Origin of the sequence: Clostridium chrysemydis, assembly GCF_015234215.1 — a bacterium.
In the GTDB taxonomy this organism is placed as follows: Bacteria; Bacillota; Clostridia; order Clostridiales; family Clostridiaceae; genus Clostridium; species Clostridium chrysemydis.
On the sequence record NZ_JADEKP010000001.1, the window covers coordinates 340,785 to 356,673 of the forward strand.

The 15,889-nt window shown below is 27.3% G+C and carries 19 protein-coding genes; 16 read left to right on the forward strand and 3 right to left on the reverse strand.

Annotation, left to right across the window (positions count from 1 at the left end; genetic code table 11):
• Window positions 1-12: 12 nt before the first annotated feature.
• Genes hisA through hisE form a run of 4 tightly spaced genes read left to right on the forward strand, consistent with a single transcriptional unit; the run spans window position 13 to window position 2,175 of the window.
• Window positions 13-729: a 1-(5-phosphoribosyl)-5-[(5-phosphoribosylamino)methylideneamino]imidazole-4-carboxamide isomerase gene (gene hisA, locus INR60_RS01680; RefSeq protein WP_194189739.1), complete on the forward strand. Its 717-nt coding sequence runs from the start codon at window positions 13-15 to the stop codon at window positions 727-729.
• A 9-nt stretch (window positions 730-738) separates the two neighbouring features.
• On the forward strand, window positions 739-1,503 hold the full coding sequence (gene hisF, locus INR60_RS01685; RefSeq protein ID WP_194189740.1) for an imidazole glycerol phosphate synthase subunit HisF: 765 nt from the start codon (window positions 739-741) through the stop codon (window positions 1,501-1,503).
• Window position 1,504: 1 nt separating this feature from the next.
• Complete coding sequence (gene hisI, locus INR60_RS01690) at window positions 1,505-1,828, forward strand: phosphoribosyl-AMP cyclohydrolase (RefSeq protein WP_194189741.1); 324 nt, start codon at window positions 1,505-1,507, stop codon at window positions 1,826-1,828.
• 14 nt (window positions 1,829-1,842) lie between these two features.
• On the forward strand, window positions 1,843-2,175 hold the full coding sequence (hisE, locus tag INR60_RS01695; protein WP_194189742.1) for a phosphoribosyl-ATP diphosphatase: 333 nt from the start codon (window positions 1,843-1,845) through the stop codon (window positions 2,173-2,175).
• A gap of 30 nt (window positions 2,176-2,205) precedes the next feature.
• Here the strand turns inward: hisE and INR60_RS01700 are convergent, their stop codons facing one another.
• Both INR60_RS01700 and INR60_RS01705 read right to left on the reverse strand, forming a co-directional pair.
• Window positions 2,206-2,883, reverse strand: a complete 678-nt coding sequence (locus tag INR60_RS01700; RefSeq protein ID WP_194189743.1) for a hypothetical protein — start codon at window positions 2,881-2,883, stop codon at window positions 2,206-2,208.
• 11 nt (window positions 2,884-2,894) lie between these two features.
• Window positions 2,895-3,215, reverse strand: a complete 321-nt coding sequence (locus INR60_RS01705) for a PadR family transcriptional regulator (RefSeq protein WP_194189744.1) — start codon at window positions 3,213-3,215, stop codon at window positions 2,895-2,897.
• A gap of 216 nt (window positions 3,216-3,431) precedes the next feature.
• On the opposite strand from INR60_RS01705, the gene INR60_RS01710 reads away from it, so the two are divergent.
• From INR60_RS01710 to INR60_RS01755, 10 genes are all read left to right on the forward strand, one after another.
• Window positions 3,432-3,857 (forward strand): hypothetical protein, encoded by a 426-nt coding sequence (locus INR60_RS01710; RefSeq protein ID WP_194189745.1) that lies wholly within the window; start codon window positions 3,432-3,434, stop codon window positions 3,855-3,857.
• A gap of 96 nt (window positions 3,858-3,953) precedes the next feature.
• The gene (locus INR60_RS01715; RefSeq protein ID WP_194189746.1) at window positions 3,954-5,033 is read left to right on the forward strand and encodes a pyridoxal phosphate-dependent aminotransferase; all 1,080 of its coding nucleotides are present in this window, start codon (window positions 3,954-3,956) and stop codon (window positions 5,031-5,033) included.
• Window positions 5,034-5,117: 84 nt separating this feature from the next.
• Window positions 5,118-5,627, forward strand: a complete 510-nt coding sequence (locus INR60_RS01720; RefSeq protein ID WP_194189747.1) for a hypothetical protein — start codon at window positions 5,118-5,120, stop codon at window positions 5,625-5,627.
• 60 nt (window positions 5,628-5,687) lie between these two features.
• Window positions 5,688-7,451, forward strand: a complete 1,764-nt coding sequence (gene recQ, locus INR60_RS01725; protein WP_194189748.1) for a DNA helicase RecQ — start codon at window positions 5,688-5,690, stop codon at window positions 7,449-7,451.
• A 106-nt stretch (window positions 7,452-7,557) separates the two neighbouring features.
• Entirely contained in the window at window positions 7,558-9,480 is a 1,923-nt protein-coding gene (locus INR60_RS01730; protein WP_194189749.1) for a PrkA family serine protein kinase, read from the forward strand.
• A 3-nt stretch (window positions 9,481-9,483) separates the two neighbouring features.
• Window positions 9,484-10,656, forward strand: a complete 1,173-nt coding sequence (gene yhbH, locus INR60_RS01735; RefSeq protein WP_194189750.1) for a sporulation protein YhbH — start codon at window positions 9,484-9,486, stop codon at window positions 10,654-10,656.
• A gap of 3 nt (window positions 10,657-10,659) precedes the next feature.
• Complete coding sequence (locus INR60_RS01740) at window positions 10,660-12,045, forward strand: SpoVR family protein (RefSeq protein WP_194189751.1); 1,386 nt, start codon at window positions 10,660-10,662, stop codon at window positions 12,043-12,045.
• Window positions 12,046-12,091: 46 nt separating this feature from the next.
• Window positions 12,092-12,655, forward strand: coding sequence for a rubrerythrin family protein (locus INR60_RS01745; protein WP_194189752.1), 564 nt, complete (start codon window positions 12,092-12,094; stop codon window positions 12,653-12,655).
• Entirely contained in the window at window positions 12,652-12,867 is a 216-nt protein-coding gene (locus INR60_RS01750; RefSeq protein WP_194189753.1) for a hypothetical protein, read from the forward strand. Before INR60_RS01745 ends, INR60_RS01750 begins: the two co-directional genes overlap by 4 nt.
• Before the next feature lie 76 nt (window positions 12,868-12,943).
• Window positions 12,944-13,333, forward strand: a complete 390-nt coding sequence (locus tag INR60_RS01755) for a hypothetical protein (RefSeq protein WP_194189754.1) — start codon at window positions 12,944-12,946, stop codon at window positions 13,331-13,333.
• Window positions 13,334-13,385: 52 nt separating this feature from the next.
• Here INR60_RS01755 and pssA read toward each other — a convergent pair whose 3' ends face one another.
• A complete protein-coding gene (gene pssA / locus INR60_RS01760) occupies window positions 13,386-13,907 on the reverse strand; it encodes a CDP-diacylglycerol--serine O-phosphatidyltransferase (RefSeq protein WP_194189755.1) in 522 nt (173 codons plus the stop codon).
• 191 nt (window positions 13,908-14,098) lie between these two features.
• Between pssA and INR60_RS01765 the strand changes: the two genes are divergently transcribed.
• Together INR60_RS01765 and INR60_RS01770 are read left to right on the forward strand one after the other, a co-directional pair.
• Window positions 14,099-14,977, forward strand: coding sequence for a YegS/Rv2252/BmrU family lipid kinase (locus INR60_RS01765; protein ID WP_194189756.1), 879 nt, complete (start codon window positions 14,099-14,101; stop codon window positions 14,975-14,977).
• A gap of 103 nt (window positions 14,978-15,080) precedes the next feature.
• A complete protein-coding gene (locus tag INR60_RS01770) occupies window positions 15,081-15,671 on the forward strand; it encodes a hypothetical protein (RefSeq protein WP_194189757.1) in 591 nt (196 codons plus the stop codon).
• Window positions 15,672-15,889: the final 218 nt, after the last annotated feature.

The following is a 15,889-nucleotide window of genomic DNA, read 5'->3' on the forward strand; positions in this document are numbered from 1 at the left end:
AGGGGGCAAAAAATGATTATAATACCAGCAATAGATATAATTGATGGAAAACCAGTAAGGCTTTATAAAGGTGATTATACGAAAAAAGAAATAGTAGGTGAAGATGTATTAAAAATTGCATTAGATTTTGAAGCGAATGGAGCAAAATATATCCACATAGTCGATTTAGATGGGGCAAAATGTGGAAAAGTTATAAATAAAGATATAATTTTAAGTCTTAAAAAAAGTTTAAAAACGCCAATTGAAGTAGGTGGTGGAGTTAGAAGCATTAAAGATTTAGAAGAATTAATAGATTGTGGAGTAGATAGAGTAATAATTGGTACTAAAGCTATAGAAGACTTAGAGTTTTTAAAAAAAGCTATAAAAAAATATAAAGAAAAGATTGCAGTAGCTATAGACTTTAAGGATGGATATGTATGCACTTTAGGATGGTTTAATAAAAGCGAGGTTAAATATATTGATTTTGCAAAGGATTTAGAAAATATAGGTGTACAAAATATTATAGTAACTGATATTAGTAAAGATGGAACTTTAGACGGGGTAAATTTAGACGTCCTTAAAAATCTTAAAGAGGAAGTAAATATAGATATTACAGCATCGGGTGGAGTTAGAGATATTGAAGATATTAAAAATTTAAAAGAACTTAATTTATATGGAGTTATAACTGGAAAAGCATTATATAAAAATAAGTTATCTTTAAAAGATAGTATAAAATTATTAGAGGGCTAGGTGATATTTATGCATACAAAAAGGATAATACCTTGCTTAGATGTAAAAAATGGGAAAGTAGTTAAGGGAATAAATTTTAATAAACTAAAAAATGTTGGAGACCCTGTAGAACTTGCAAAATTTTATAATGATGAAGGCGCTGATGAATTAGTATTTTTAGATATAACAGCTTCAAACGAAGAGCGTGAAATAATGAAAAATGTTGTTAAAAAGACAGCAAGTGAAATATTTATTCCATTTACAGTAGGTGGTGGGATTAGAAATATTGATGATATAAGAGAAATATTAAGGTGTGGCGCTGATAAAGTAAGTTTAAATTCTAGCGTAGTAAAAAATAAAAGTCTAATAAAAGAAGCTTCAAGTATATTTGGAAGTCAATGCATAGTTATAGCTATAGATGCTAAAAAAAGAGAAGATAATTCAGGGTGGAATGTATTTATAAATGGAGGAAGAGTTGATACTAAAATAGACCTTTTAAGATGGGCTAAAGAAATTACAAAATTAGGAGCTGGAGAAATTTTATTAACTTCTATGGATAGAGATGGAACGAAAAATGGATTTGATTTAGATATGATAAAAGAAGTTAGAAAGGTTACTAATTTGCCTATAATAGCATCTGGAGGTTGCGGTAAAATAGAAGATTTTAAAGATGTATTAGAAGATGATATTGCAGATGCTGCACTTGCAGCTTCTTTATTTCATTATGGAGAATTAAATATTAAAGAAGTAAAGGAATTTTTAGAAATAAAAAAAATACCAGTTAGAAGGGTTTAATATGATTAAAATTGATGATATAGATTTTGATAAAGGAAAGGGACTAGTTCCTTGCATAATTCAAGATTATAAAAATTTAGAAGTTTTAATGCTTGGATATATGAGTAGAGAAAGTTTGAAGAAGACATTAGAAACAAACCACACATGGTTTTTTAGTAGAAGCAAAAATAGACTTTGGAATAAAGGGGAAACATCTAATAATTTTCAAATAGTTAAAGATATAAAGATAGACTGTGATAATGATACAATTTTAATATTAGTAGATCAAATCGGGGTAGCTTGTCATACTGGAAAAAGAAGTTGTTTTTATAGAGAATTAAAATGAAAGGGGATTAATTTTTGGAAAAAATAATAAATGAATTATATAATACTATAGAGAATAGAAAAGATAAATTATCAAATGAAGGGTCTTATACTAGTTATCTTTTTTCAAAAGGAAGAGAAAAGATACTAAAAAAGGTAGGAGAAGAATGTACAGAACTAATAATATCTAGTATGAAAGAGGATAACAAAGATGAGCAGGTAAACGAAATGTGTGATCTTTTATATCATTTGCTTGTTTTATCTTCAGATATTGGGATTTCTTTAGAAGACATAAAAAAAGAACTACAAAATCGTAGCAAAAAGATAAATAATTTCAAAGGTGAGAGAAAGAATATAGAAAATATTTAAAAGGACTTAATTTAAGTCCTTTTAAATATTTTATTCTTTTTTTTGAATAAGTTTTGGAATATACATAACTATAATTACTATAGATATAACTAAACATATTAAGTAATTAGGTATAGAAATCAAAGTAGGATTACTAAATACTTTACTAAAAATAATAGGAAAAGCCATAGTTATAAAAAATACAGCGAAAAGGTATAAGTAATTTTTTACCCTGCTATTATTATTTGGTTTTAAACATAAATTTAATATTATATTTATAGAGACAATAAGGCATATTGAAGTAATTATAACAGATACTCTAAGGTTAAAATTTGCATTTAATAATGTATTTAAGCTAATGCTTTTTAATGAAAATAGTTCAGTTAAGCAGCTTAGTGAGATAAAAAAAGGAAGTAACTTTAATACAGTTATAGCATTTTCAAATATTAATTTATATTTATATGTTTTAGAGTTTTGTCTATAAGAATCTATTATATTATCACAAAATTTCTTAAAGTCATTTCCTACAAACTCATAAAGATCTTCACCTCGAACTTGCGCTGAAAGCAGCATGTCTAATATATCGTCAATAGCTTCTTCAGCATCATTTTCTACTAGTTCTAACCTTATATAACAAACTATATCTGTGATCAAAGAATCATATTTTCCATCAATTTTTTTTATGTTATTGTAATTGAAGTTAATTTTTTCTTTAGCATTATTATTCATAAGTAGTCTCCTTAATCTAAAATATTTGATACTAATATATTTAATTCTATCCAGGTCTCTTTAAAGTCTTGTAATTCATTTAGCCCATCATTAGTAATAGAGTAGTATTTTCTATTTGGTCCAAGTGGAGAAGGCTTTTTTATAGAATTAAGTAAACCTCCCTTTTGCAATCTAGTTAATAGTGGATATATAGTTCCTTCGCTTACAGCTTTAAAGCCATACTTTTGAATTTCAGAAACTATTTCATAGCCGTAGGTTTCTGTTTTTTTATTTATTATTTGTAATATACATCCCTCTAAGATACCTTTTAGCATTTGCGAATTATTATTCAAAGAAATTCCTCCAATTCTATTATGCAGTACATAGTAGTTAAGAAGATATTAGCATAAAAGTAAGTACTATGCAATACAAAGTAGATTAGTTTTATATTAAAATTATTCTTAAAGTATTAATAAATTGTGCATAATTTAAATAAAGGAAAAAAAGGATAAATAAAGAATTAATATATATAAGAGGTAATTAAATATTGTGTAAAAGGGGATGAACTTATGATAAAGATTCTAAAAGGTAAGGGGGTAACTATTTTCAGTTTATTTCTAATAATATTAGCTATTACTATTATTGCGTTTCAAAATATTACTTATTATTCTCATGTAAAGGTTAAAATAAACAATAACACTAATTCTAATATTACTGGATTAAATATTTATTATGTTGATTCAGAAAAGAAAGTTTCAATGCCAAATTTAGGGTCAAAAACTGACTATAATATTGACATAAAAAATAAGCGTAAGGATGAATGTGAAGCAATATTTATAAATTACTTAGATAAAGAGAGAAATGAAAATAATCTTACTTTAGTTGGCTATATTGAAAAAGGATATAGTGGAGATGTAAATGTGGATATTACAGATATCGACGAAAACGGAATTATAAATATGAAAATAAATTCAAATATTGATGTTAAGATTTAGGCTGATAGTATATCAGCCTAATTTTTTTATAATGGTTATACTTAAAAATTCTCTATGTGATATAATGTTATATATTATTTTAATGGAGGAATTTTTATGTCAGTTAAACATGGTGCAAATCTTTTTGATTTAGAGAATGAATTAAAAATAGATAAAAGTGAAATTAAAGATTTTAGTTCAAATATAAACCCATTTGGTGCTTCAAAAAAGGCAAAGAAAGCTGTATGCGATAATATAGATATGGTATCTATTTACCCAGATCCAGAATATAAGAAATTAAAAGATGCTATAGGATATTATTGTAATTCAAAGAAAGAAAATATAATACTTGGAAGTGGAGCTACAGAACTTATATCATCATTTATAAGTACTATCTCTCCAAAGAAGGCACTTCTTATATCGCCTGCTTATTCAGAGTATAAAAAAGAACTTTTAAAAGTAAATTGTGAAGTAGTAGACTTCTTTTCAAAAAAAGAAAATGATTTTAAGATAGATAAAGATGAATTTATAAAAGAGATAAATAGTAAAAGCTATGATTTAGTTATTATCTGTAATCCAAATAATCCGACTGGGTTTGCTTTTAATAGAGACGAAATAAAAAGCATTTTAGAAAATACTAATACATTTATTATGATTGATGAAACTTATATAGAATTTACAAATACTAAAAAGTATTCAAGTACACCTTTAGTTGATGATTTTAATAAGTTATTTGTAATTCGTGGGACTTCAAAATTTTTCTCAACTCCTGGAATAAGATTAGGGTATGGACTTATATCAGATAAAGATATTTTCCAAAGTATAAATAAAAAATTAGACCTTTGGAATATAAATATTTTTGGAGTGCTTATGGGTGAAGTTATGTTTAAAGATGAGGAGTATATAAACTTCACGATAAAGCATATGGAAAAAGGAAGAGAATATCTTTATAACAATTTAAAAGATATAGATGGTATAAAGGCTTATGAAAGTAAAGGGAACTTTATTCTTTGTGAGATAACGAAAAAAGATTTAAATTCTAAAAAGCTTTATGAAATGCTACTTGAAAAAGGGATGATAATTAGAGACTGTTCTTCATTTACAGGGTTATCAGAAAATTTCTTTAGAGTTTGTATTTTAAAAGAAGAAGAAAATAAAAAGTTAATTAAAAACTTAAAAGATATAATTAATATGTAATTTAATTATAAAGATAAGCTATCTCTAATATAAATAAATTAAGAGAATTTCTCTTAAATTTATTAAGTAGAGGTAGCTTTTGTTATGAAAAAAGTATTTTTAGGGATTATAGTTTTCATATTAATTATAATTATTCCATATTTACCATACAAAAAAGCATTTAGTGAAAAAGTTTATGACGAATCTAAAATAAATATTCAAATAAGATATAGTGAAATAAATGGGGATATTTTAGTTACTTATGGAAAAAAACATTTAAAGGAATATGTTGTTTCAAAAAATATAAGACATATAGATATAAATAAAATAAATTTATGCGGAAAAGAACCTTATAAAGAGATTGCAAACTTTGAAATAGGTAGCCCACAATTTAGGGACTTCGTAGTTACAGGGAAGTTTTTAGAACATAAAAGTGATAGAGATATTTTGTTTTTTGAAGTAGATAATTGGTATCCTGTTCTATCCTCAGTTAAGTTAAAAGATACAACATTTTGGCATAGGTATAATTACAGCTTACTTAGGATTTCAATACTAAGTTTTTTAGGGGTGTTAATAATATCTAGCACAATTATCTATTTAAATAATAGAAAATGATGGTTTTAATATAGTATAATAGGTAATAATTATACTAAAAAATTAGAAAAGGAGAAGAGGATGAATAACAGAGAAAGGGCATATCATGCTTTAAAGAAGTTTTATGGGTTTGATACCTTTAGAGAAGGACAACTTAAAATAATAGATTCTATTTTAAGCGGTAGAGATTTATTTTGCCTTATGCCAACTGGAGGCGGAAAGTCTTTATGTTACCAAATCCCAAGCTTACTTTTAGATGGAATAACTATAGTAATTTCTCCTTTAATATCACTTATGAAAGACCAAGTAGATAGTTTAAGGGAGATTGGAATAAACTCTTCTTTTATAAATAGTACTTTAACAAAGGAAAAAATTGAAGAGATTTTAAAAGACGCTTCCCTTGGGTTATATAAAATTATATACATAGCGCCAGAAAGGCTTAAATCTAACTATTTTAAAAATATGATAAACGGTTTAAATATTTCTCATATAGCTATAGATGAGGCTCACTGCGTATCACAGTGGGGACACGATTTTAGAGAAAGTTATAGAGAAATTAAGGCTTTTCGTGAAAGTTTAAAAAGCAAACCTAATCTTTCTGCATTTACTGCAACTGCAACGAAGGAAGTTTTAGAAGATTCTATTAATCTTTTAGGGCTTAAATCTCCTTATATACATATTAGTAATATTAATAGAAGTAATCTTAAAATAAATGTTTTAAAAGAGATAGATAAAGAAGAAGAACTTAAAAGTATAGTAAGATTACACCAAGATGAATGCGGAATAATTTACTGTAATTCAAGAAAAGAAGTAGAGTCTATCTATTATGCATTAAAAGGTTTAGGATACAGTGTTTCTTTATATCATGCTGGTCTTTCTGATAAAGAAAAAGATAAAAATCAAGAAGATTTTCTAAATGAGAAAACAAATATAATGGTTGCAACTAATGCTTTTGGTATGGGAATAGATAAATCTAACATAAGATTTATAGTCCACGTTAGTTTAACTAAAAATATAGAGTCTTACTTCCAAGAGATAGGAAGAGGGGGAAGGGATGGACTTGAATGCAATTGCTATATCTTTTACTCTAAAAGTGATATAGAAAGAGTAGAGTATATGATTCACAAAAGCATTCCACTTAGTAGAATAGAGATATCTTTAAGAAAGCTTCAAGATATGATAAATTTTTTAGAATATGACGGGTGCTTTAAGGAATTTATTTTGAAATATTTTGGAGAAGAAAAACCACTTAATTTTTGTAATAACTGCTCGAACTGTTTTAGTATGGATGGAGTTCGTGATTTCACTATAGAATCGCAAAAGATATTAGCTACTGTTTATAGAACTCGCGAAAGGTTTGGGATATCTGTTTTAATAGATATTTTAAGGGGAGTAAAAGGACCTAAGGTAAAATCTAATAAACTATACGAAGTTACAACATTTGGACTTATGAGAGAATACACTACAAAGATGATTAAGGAAATTATTAATGGATTAATTAAATTAAACTATGTTTCATTAAAAGATGGAACATACTCTATGCTTATATTAAATAATAATTCATTAGATATTTTGAAAAATTCCAAAAAAGTATTAATGAAAATAGAAAACGAAGAGGATATAATTTTAAATCCAAAACTTTTAAAGGCACTTAAAAGTTATAGGAAGATTACAGCTGTTAAAGAAAATATTAGGCCCTATATAATGTTTTCAGATACAACACTTATAGATATAGCAAATAATAAACCAAAAACAAAAGAAGAGCTACTTGATATAAGAGGTATGGGGGAGAAAAAGCTACAAAAATACGGGGAAGATATATTAGATTTAGTTAGAAAATTTTAATATAAAAATTATTAAGAATCAGAAAAAATTTTTCTGGTTCTATTTTTTTGTCATAGAACATCCCTTTACTTGAATATATTTTAACTAGAGAAGGAGGGGGTAGGTTATGAACTTCAAAGATTTTATTAAGCATGATAGAGAAAATAGAGAAAAAGAAAAATTTAATGGTACATTTTTGGAATATCTAGAACTTGTAAAGGAGAATCCAGATATTGCAAAGTTATCTCACAAAAGAGTTTATGACAGAATAATGGAAGAAGGAGTAGAAACTTTAAAGGGAGAAGATAATTACAAAGTAAAGAGAATTCATGGAAATGAAATTATAAGAAAATATGGATTTTTTAAAGATGAGTTTTATGGGATAGATAAAATTCTTATGAAACTTGTAAATTATTTTCATTCAGCTGCAATGAAAGGTGAAGAATCAAGACAAGTATTGTATTTAGTAGGACCTGTAGGTGCTGGTAAATCATCTTTAGTTGAATCTGTTAAAAAGGCATTAGAATCTTGTCAAAAGATTTATTCAATTAAAGGTTGTCCTATGCATGAAGAGCCTCTTCATTTAATACCAAAACATCTAAGACCTCAATTTGAGGAAATGCTAGGTGTTAAGATTGAAGGTGATTTATGCCCAGTATGTAAGTATAGACTTATGCATGAATTTAAGGGTGAATATGAAGAGATACCAGTTGAAACTAAGAGTTTTTCTATAAGGTCTAGAAAAGGGGTTGGGGTAGTTCCGCCAGTAGATCCAAACAATCAAGATACATCTATACTTACAGGGTCAATAGATATATCAAAAATGGATATGTATTCAGAAGATGACCCTAGAATATTTTCATTAAATGGAGCTTTTAACGTTGGTAATAGAGGGATGGTTGAATTTATAGAAGTATTTAAAAATGATGTTGAATACCTTCATACTATAATTACAGCAACTCAAGAAAAATCAATTCCATCGCCAGGAAAAGGTTCTATGATTTATTTTGATGGAGTTATAATAGCTCACTCAAACGAAGCTGAGTGGAACAAATTTAAAGCAGATCATACAAACGAGGCAATACTAGATAGGATTGTAAAAATAGAGGTTCCTTATTGCTTAGAATTAGATGAAGAAAAGAAAATATATGAAAAAATACTTAAAAAGAGTAGCTTTGATGCTCATATAGCACCTCATACTATGAGAATTGCAGCAATGTTTGCAGTGCTTTCAAGACTTACAGCATCAAATAAGGTAGACCCTATAACTAAGCTTAAAATATATAATGGAGAAGAGATAGTTGAAAAAGGTTCAACTAAGAGAATAGATATAGCTGAACTTAGAGAAGAAGCTGGTTCTTACGAAGGAATGAAAGGAATTAGTACAAGATTTATAATTAAAGCTATAGATAATGCTCTTTCAAACTCTGAGCATAACTGCATAAATCCTTTAAGTATAATGGAGAGCATAATTAAATCAGTTAAAGAAATGGATATAGGTTCAGATGATAAGAAAAGATATCTTGGATTCATTCAAGACACAATAAGAAAAGAATATAACAAGATTTTAGAAAAAGAAATTACGAAAGCCTTTATTCACTCATTTAAAGAACAAGCTGAAAGTTTATTTAATAATTATATAGATAATGCAGAAGCTTTTGTAAATAAGAGTAAAATAAAAGATACTTCAACTGGAGAAGAATTAAACCCAGATGAAGATTTTATGAGAAGTATAGAAGAGCAAATAGGTGTATCAGAATCGTCTTCTAAAGGCTTTAGAGCTGATGTTACATCTTATATGTTCTATTTAATTAGAAATGGTGCGATTATAGACTATAAGTCTTACGAGCCAATAAAAGAAGCTATAGAAAAGAAATTAATGGCATCTGTTAAGGATTTATCTAGAATAATAACTAAATCTAGAGTAAGAGATAAAGAACAAACTGAAAAATATAATGCTATGGTTTATGAGATGCAAAAAAATGGATATTGTCTTCACTGCTGTGATGTGATTTTAAAATATGCAGCAAACAACCTTTGGAAGGATTAAAAAATGGCAATCTTTAGAGATAGTACAGTAAATCCTGTAGATCATGATAGATCTATTGAAGACAGAAGAAGGCATAGGCAATTAGTTGAGAAGTCAATTAAAGAGAATTTAGGGGATATCTTAGCTGAAGAGAGCATTATAGGGGAAGGAAAAAATAAAAAATTCAAAATTCCAATTAGAGGAATAAAAGAATATCAGTTTGTTTATGGTAAGAACTCAAAAGGAGTTGCAACTGGAACTGGAGAAGAAAAGAGAGGAGATAAACTAGGTAGTGGAAGACCACAAAGTGGTAACGGAAAAAACGGTGCTGGAAATAATGAAGGCGATGATATATATGAAACTGAAATAACTTTAGAAGAGCTTTTAGATTATATAGTAGAAGATTTAAATCTACCAAATTTAGATAAAAAGAAATATTCAGAAATAATAAGTGAAAGCTCTGGTAGAAGGTCTGGTTATCAAAGATATGGAATAAGGCCAAGGCTTGCTAAAAAGAAGACAGTAATGTCTAAAATAGCTAGGAAACAAGGTAAAAGAAGAGCTATGTTAGAAGCTGAGTCTAAAGAAGAGCTAGATAGATTTCCTTTTAGAGAAGAGGATTTAAGGTATTACAGAGTTAAAAAGAAACCTAAAAGGGAAAGTAATGCAGTTATGATATTTATTATGGATGTATCTGGTTCTATGGATAGTTCTAAAAAATATTTAGCTAGATCATTTTTCTTTGTTTTATCTAAATTTTTAAGGAGAAAATATAATAATTTAGCTTTTGAATTTATTTCTCATACAACTGTTGCAAAAAGAGTTAATGAGTTTGAATTTTTCCACAAAGCAGAATCTGGAGGAACTTATATCTCTAGTGGTCTTAATTTAGCTTTAGAAACTATTAAAGAGGAATATCCACCAGAAATGTGGAATATTTATCCAGTCTATGCTTCGGATGGGGATAACTGGACTGAAGATAATGAAAAAGCTATGAAGGCAGTTAAAGATTTATGTGATATTAGTAATATGTTTGGATATGCAGAACTTTTACCTTCTACGTATTCAACAACTATGTATTATAGGTTTGATAAAGAGATAAATGAAGAAAACTTCATTCCTGTAATAGTAAAGGAGAAAAAGGACTTATGGGAAGCACTAAAAATTATGCTTTCTAAGGAGATGGAGGAGGTATAGACTTTGGAATATAACTTGCGAGACTTAGAAAAATGGAATGAAAAAATTGAAGTTGAAGCAAGAAAGCTTGGTTTAAACTATTATCCTCAAGAATTTGATGTAGTTGGATTTAATGAAATGATAGGATATGAGGCATACGTAGGTATGCCTTCTAAATATCCTCATTGGAGCTATGGAAAGTCTTATGAAAAAACTAAGACTTTATATTCTTTAAATCTAACAGGCCTTCCATATGAGATGGTTATTAATTCAAATCCTTGCCTCGCATATTTAATGAAGGATAATACTTTGATGCTTCAAATACTTACTATGGCACATGTTTACGGGCATAATGATTTTTTTAAGAATAATAGATTGTTTAGAGAAGGAACTAATGCAGATAGAACTTTAGAGATGTTTAAATTAGATTCAGAAATAATTAGAGGATATATAAACGACCCGTCTATAGGGTATGAAAAAGTAGAAAAAGTTCTAGATGCGGCACATTCCGTTAAATATAGTATAAAAAGAGCTATAGGAGTTAAGGAAATTAGCGACTTAGAAATTAAAGAAAGAAGAATAAATGATTACAAATCTTCTATAGAAAATCGTGACTTTTTAGATATGGATAAGGAAGTTATTCCTCCAATAATTGATAAAATTCCTTTAGAACCTAGAGATGATGTTGTTGGGTTTATTATAGAATACGGAAATCTTGAAGAGTGGGAAAAAAATATATTAAGAATAGTAAAAAGAGAGACAGAGTATTTTATGCCACAAATAGAAACAAAGACTATGAATGAAGGTTGGGCGTGTTATTGTCACTATAATATTTGCAAAAACCTTAATTTAGATCAAGAACTTTTTATAGAATTTATTAAAAGGCACAATGATGTAGTATCTCCAATCCCAGGAGGACTTAACCCATACTATATAGGATTTAAAATATTTATGGATTTAGAAGAGAAGTATGGAAGAGAAAAACTTTTTGAAGTTCGCGCACTTGAAAGGGACTCATCTTTTATAAGGAAATATTTAACTAGGGAGTTATGTGAAGAACTAAATTTATTCCAGTATGGTAAAAGAAGCTTTGACTTTGTAGTTGAAGAGGTAGCTGATGAATTAGGTTTTGAGAGTATTCGCGATAATTTAGCATTTTCATCTGGAATAGGAAGTATACCGCATATTAGAGTTATAGAGTTAAATAAAAGAGATTACACTTTAACTTTAGAACATGTATTTGATGGAAGAGAACTTGAAATAAGTTATGCAAAAGAAACCCTTAAAAATTTAGCTAAGCTTTGGGGATATAAAGTAAAACTTATAACAAAAGGCAGAGACTCAGATGAATTTATATTAAATTGTGATGAAAAGTTAAAGGTGACTATAACAGATAGTAACAAAAAATAGTAAGTAGAATAGTCTATAATGATTAGAAATTTTAAAAGGAAATGTTATGGATTCAAAAGGAAAAATTAAAGATTTAAAAGGTAGTCAAACTGAAAAAAATTTATATAAAACTTTTGCAGGAGAGTCTCGTGCAAGAGCAAAGTATAATCTTTATGCAGAAAAAGCAAGAGAAGATGGTTATATGTGGGTTGGAGATATCTTTGATGAAACTTCAAAAAATGAGTTTGCTCATTTAAGAGAAGTATATAAAAGATTTCTTAAAAACGTTAAAAGCACAGAAGATAATTTAATGGATTCAATAAATGGAGAAGGTGAAGAGGCTGACTCAATTTATTTAGACTTTGAAAAAACAGCAAACAAAGAAGGCTTTTTAGAAATTGCTACATTTTTTAAAGAATTAAGAGAAGTTGAAGAAGCACATAAAGAAAGATATAAAGCTCTCTTAGATAGAATTAAAAATAATACAATGTTTAATTCAGATAAGGTTACTTACTATCAGTGTTTAAATTGTGGGTATATTCATGAAGGAAAGAGTGCACCTATGCATTGCCCTTTATGCACTTATGAAAGAAAGTATTTTAAACCTTATAGTAAGGAGTGTAATAGATGATGTTTGTAAGAAGGCCTAAAGATTATTTTTATGATGTATTAGATAATTTAGAAGTTGACGTAGAATTAATAACTTTAGAAGAGGATTTAACTTTAGAGAGATCTATTACTCCAAATGAAGAGTCAGATCTAGAAGATAAAGTGATAGGTGAAGAAAAAAGTGTTTGGAAAAGTTTGGATGATGAATTTGCAGATTCAATAAATAATATTTAAGAGAGTAAATTATAAAAATACGCCTTATCTTATTTAAGGCGTATTTTTAATATATATTATTTAGGAGGCAAAAGATATGGGAAATAAGCTAATGGAAAACCATTTTAATGAGATGGATAAACTTGCAGATTTATTAAAAAAATTAGTAGAATCTTATAGACTTCTTGTAGGAGGTGCGGCAGAACTTAATAATATAAACAAAAGAAAAGGAAGAGATGTAGATAGTGCTTTAGATAATATAGAACATGTTGATAGAACTATAGCTAGTCTTCTTGAAGTTATAGAATGTTATGAAAAGAATTATATGAAATATAGCAAAATAAAGAATGAAATAATAGGTTTAAATAATGAAAAGAGTAAGGTTAAAAAAGAATTGGAAAATGAAATATTAACAGAGATAAATGAAGATTTGAATTTACAAAATAAACAACAGAGAGAAAAAGAAAGCTTAGAAAAACAAAAATAGAGAAATGCTAAAACATAAGCATTTCTCTATTTCTTTATTATTAAATTTTATATTAGACTTTTTTTAATTTGATGTTACTAACCATTAAGTATGCACCTAATATCATTAGAAGTACTATTATAACTTTAGGAATTGTTATGTATAAAGCTAAAAGAGCTACTGCAGCTAAAACAGCACCAGTAATAGTTATAGGAACACCTCTAAATACTCCATCGAAATCTGTTGCGTTATATCTTGCAAGTCTATAAGCGCCACAAATTGGGAAGGCTAAAAGTACACAATATCCTATAATTCCTTTTGGTCCAAAACTTTCTAATTCCATTAATATAAATAGTAAAACTGATGGAGCAACACCGAATGATACTAAGTCTGCAAGTGAATCTAATTCTTTACCTAAATCACTAGAGACATTAAGGTATCTTGCTATTCTTCCGTCATATCTATCAACTAAGCCTGCAACTAAAATTAAAATAGCTGCTAAAAGAAACTTTTTATTAAAACATGATAATAATGATAATACCCCACAGCCTAAGTTGATAAAAGTAAATATGTTAGGAATACAACTTTTTTTCATATCACCACTCCTACAATATATGAATAATTCTCATTTAATTATTATAGCATAGAATAAGTTACTTTTTAATAAAAAAAAGAATTTATAAGAAAGTTAAGGAAGTTTTAAGGTTATCAAGAAGTAACGAAGTCGACAATATATGTAAAAAATGATATAATCTCATTTAGTTAAAATAATAATCGGAGGTTAGTATGAAGAGGGTACGTTTTATTTATAATCCTTATTCAGGCGAAAATGCAATTTTAAGTAGCCTTGATTCTGTTATTAAAATTCATCAAAAAGCAGGTTTTGAAATTCACCCATATAGAATTAATAAAGAAGCAGATGTTAAAGATGCTTTAGAATGTATAGATAGATCTTATGCTTATATCCTAATTGCAGGCGGAGATGGAACTGTTGATTCAGTAGTAAATGCAATGATGGAAAAAGGTATAAAACTTCCTATAGGAATACTTCCTGTAGGAACAGCAAACGATTTTGGGAAGGTTTTAAAAATTCCTCAAAATATAAAAAAAGCATGCAAAAAAATAGTTGAATTTAAGCCGGAAAAAGTAGATATCGGAAAAATTAATGATAAGTATTTTGTAAATGTGGCAAGTTCAGGACTTTTTACAGATGTTTCGCAAAAAACTGATGTCCACTTAAAAAATACTATAGGAAAGCTTGCATATTACATTAAAGGAATTGAAGAGATACCAAACTTTAGAAAGCTTAAAGTTAAAGTAACTTCAGAAGAATATAATTATGATGGTAATATGTATTTAATGCTTGTATTTAATGGTAAAACAGCTGGAAATTTAAATCTAGCTACAAGGTCTGACGTTCAAGATGGTATGCTAGATATTATTATATTTAAAGCTGTTAAAGTAATAGAACTTATGCCGTTATTTTTAAAGGTATTAAGAGGAGAGCATTTAGATTCAAACAAAGTTGTTTATTTTAAAAGTGACAGAGTAAAAATTGAATGTAATGAAGACATAGTTACAGATATAGATGGAGAAAAAGGACCTGATTATCCACTTGATATAAGATGTATAAAGAACGGGATAGAGGTTTTAGGAATAAATTAAATAAAAAATTAATAAGTATAGATAACTAGTATTTGTGTAGGAGTTTTGTATGAGTTTCGTATATTATAATTGCTTGTTATTTATGCTTTTTTTTATAATTTTTTTGCTTTTTGAAAATAATTTTAAATCACCTAAAAAGATAAAAGTATTGATTTTTTTCGGATTATTTACTCTTCTTTTAAGATATCTTTCTTTGATTCTTTTATGTTTACTTAAAGATATAGAAGTAATTTATAAATTTAGAGTTTTTGTTTATTTAGATTATTTAAGTATAGCTATACTTGCAATTTCTTTATTTTATATATACTTAAGATTTAATAAGTTATCTTTTAATAAGTTTTACATTATCTCTTTAGTTCTTTTTATAATATATTTTTTAGGGATTAAATATTTAGATTTAGGAGTAAGTTTAAGTAAAAGTTTTGGTTATATTATAAATATTAAAGGAGAAGAAATAGTAAATGGAGTAAGCCTTATTATACTTGGAGTGATTTTTTTAGCACTTTTATTTTTTATAGATAAACCCAATATTTTAAAAAGACAGGTTTTGTTTTTAATTTTTACAATAATTATAATGATGATAGAGATATCTCTTATGGTATTTAAAATAAAGATTTTCCCATATATGATCTTAAGTGAAGGTATATTTTTATTAAATGTGTACAAAGGAATAAATAATTTTAAAAAAACTTAGAAAAAGGCAAAAAATCTTATATAAAGGTTGCCTTTTTCACTCTATATAATATAATAGTATTAAGAAGAATTATAAATTTTTTGGATTTAACGGTTTTGTGATGAACAAAACCTTATTTTTTGTGTAAAGATAAATGTAAAAAGGTGGTGTATTTAAATGGAGGGTAGCCCTCAGATTGGTGAAAACCCAAAACTCATAAAAACAGAATAGAGGGAAGT

Excerpts from the sequence above, each read along its gene's own strand:
- hisA (WP_194189739.1), top strand. The coding sequence starts at position 13 with ATGATTATAATACCAGCAATAGATATAATTGATGGAAAACCAGTAAGG.
- hisF (WP_194189740.1), top strand. The coding sequence starts at position 739 with ATGCATACAAAAAGGATAATACCTTGCTTAGATGTAAAAAATGGGAAA.
- hisI (WP_194189741.1), top strand. The coding sequence starts at position 1,505 with ATGATTAAAATTGATGATATAGATTTTGATAAAGGAAAGGGACTAGTT.
- INR60_RS01700 (WP_194189743.1), bottom strand. The coding sequence starts at position 2,883 with ATGAATAATAATGCTAAAGAAAAAATTAACTTCAATTACAATAACATA.
- INR60_RS01710 (WP_194189745.1), top strand. The coding sequence starts at position 3,432 with ATGATAAAGATTCTAAAAGGTAAGGGGGTAACTATTTTCAGTTTATTT.
- INR60_RS01715 (WP_194189746.1), top strand. The coding sequence starts at position 3,954 with ATGTCAGTTAAACATGGTGCAAATCTTTTTGATTTAGAGAATGAATTA.
- INR60_RS01720 (WP_194189747.1), top strand. The coding sequence starts at position 5,118 with ATGAAAAAAGTATTTTTAGGGATTATAGTTTTCATATTAATTATAATT.
- recQ (WP_194189748.1), top strand. The coding sequence starts at position 5,688 with ATGAATAACAGAGAAAGGGCATATCATGCTTTAAAGAAGTTTTATGGG.
- INR60_RS01730 (WP_194189749.1), top strand. The coding sequence starts at position 7,558 with ATGAACTTCAAAGATTTTATTAAGCATGATAGAGAAAATAGAGAAAAA.
- yhbH (WP_194189750.1), top strand. The coding sequence starts at position 9,484 with ATGGCAATCTTTAGAGATAGTACAGTAAATCCTGTAGATCATGATAGA.
- INR60_RS01745 (WP_194189752.1), top strand. The coding sequence starts at position 12,092 with ATGGATTCAAAAGGAAAAATTAAAGATTTAAAAGGTAGTCAAACTGAA.
- INR60_RS01750 (WP_194189753.1), top strand. The coding sequence starts at position 12,652 with ATGATGTTTGTAAGAAGGCCTAAAGATTATTTTTATGATGTATTAGAT.
- INR60_RS01755 (WP_194189754.1), top strand. The coding sequence starts at position 12,944 with ATGGGAAATAAGCTAATGGAAAACCATTTTAATGAGATGGATAAACTT.
- pssA (WP_194189755.1), bottom strand. The coding sequence starts at position 13,907 with ATGAAAAAAAGTTGTATTCCTAACATATTTACTTTTATCAACTTAGGC.
- INR60_RS01765 (WP_194189756.1), top strand. The coding sequence starts at position 14,099 with ATGAAGAGGGTACGTTTTATTTATAATCCTTATTCAGGCGAAAATGCA.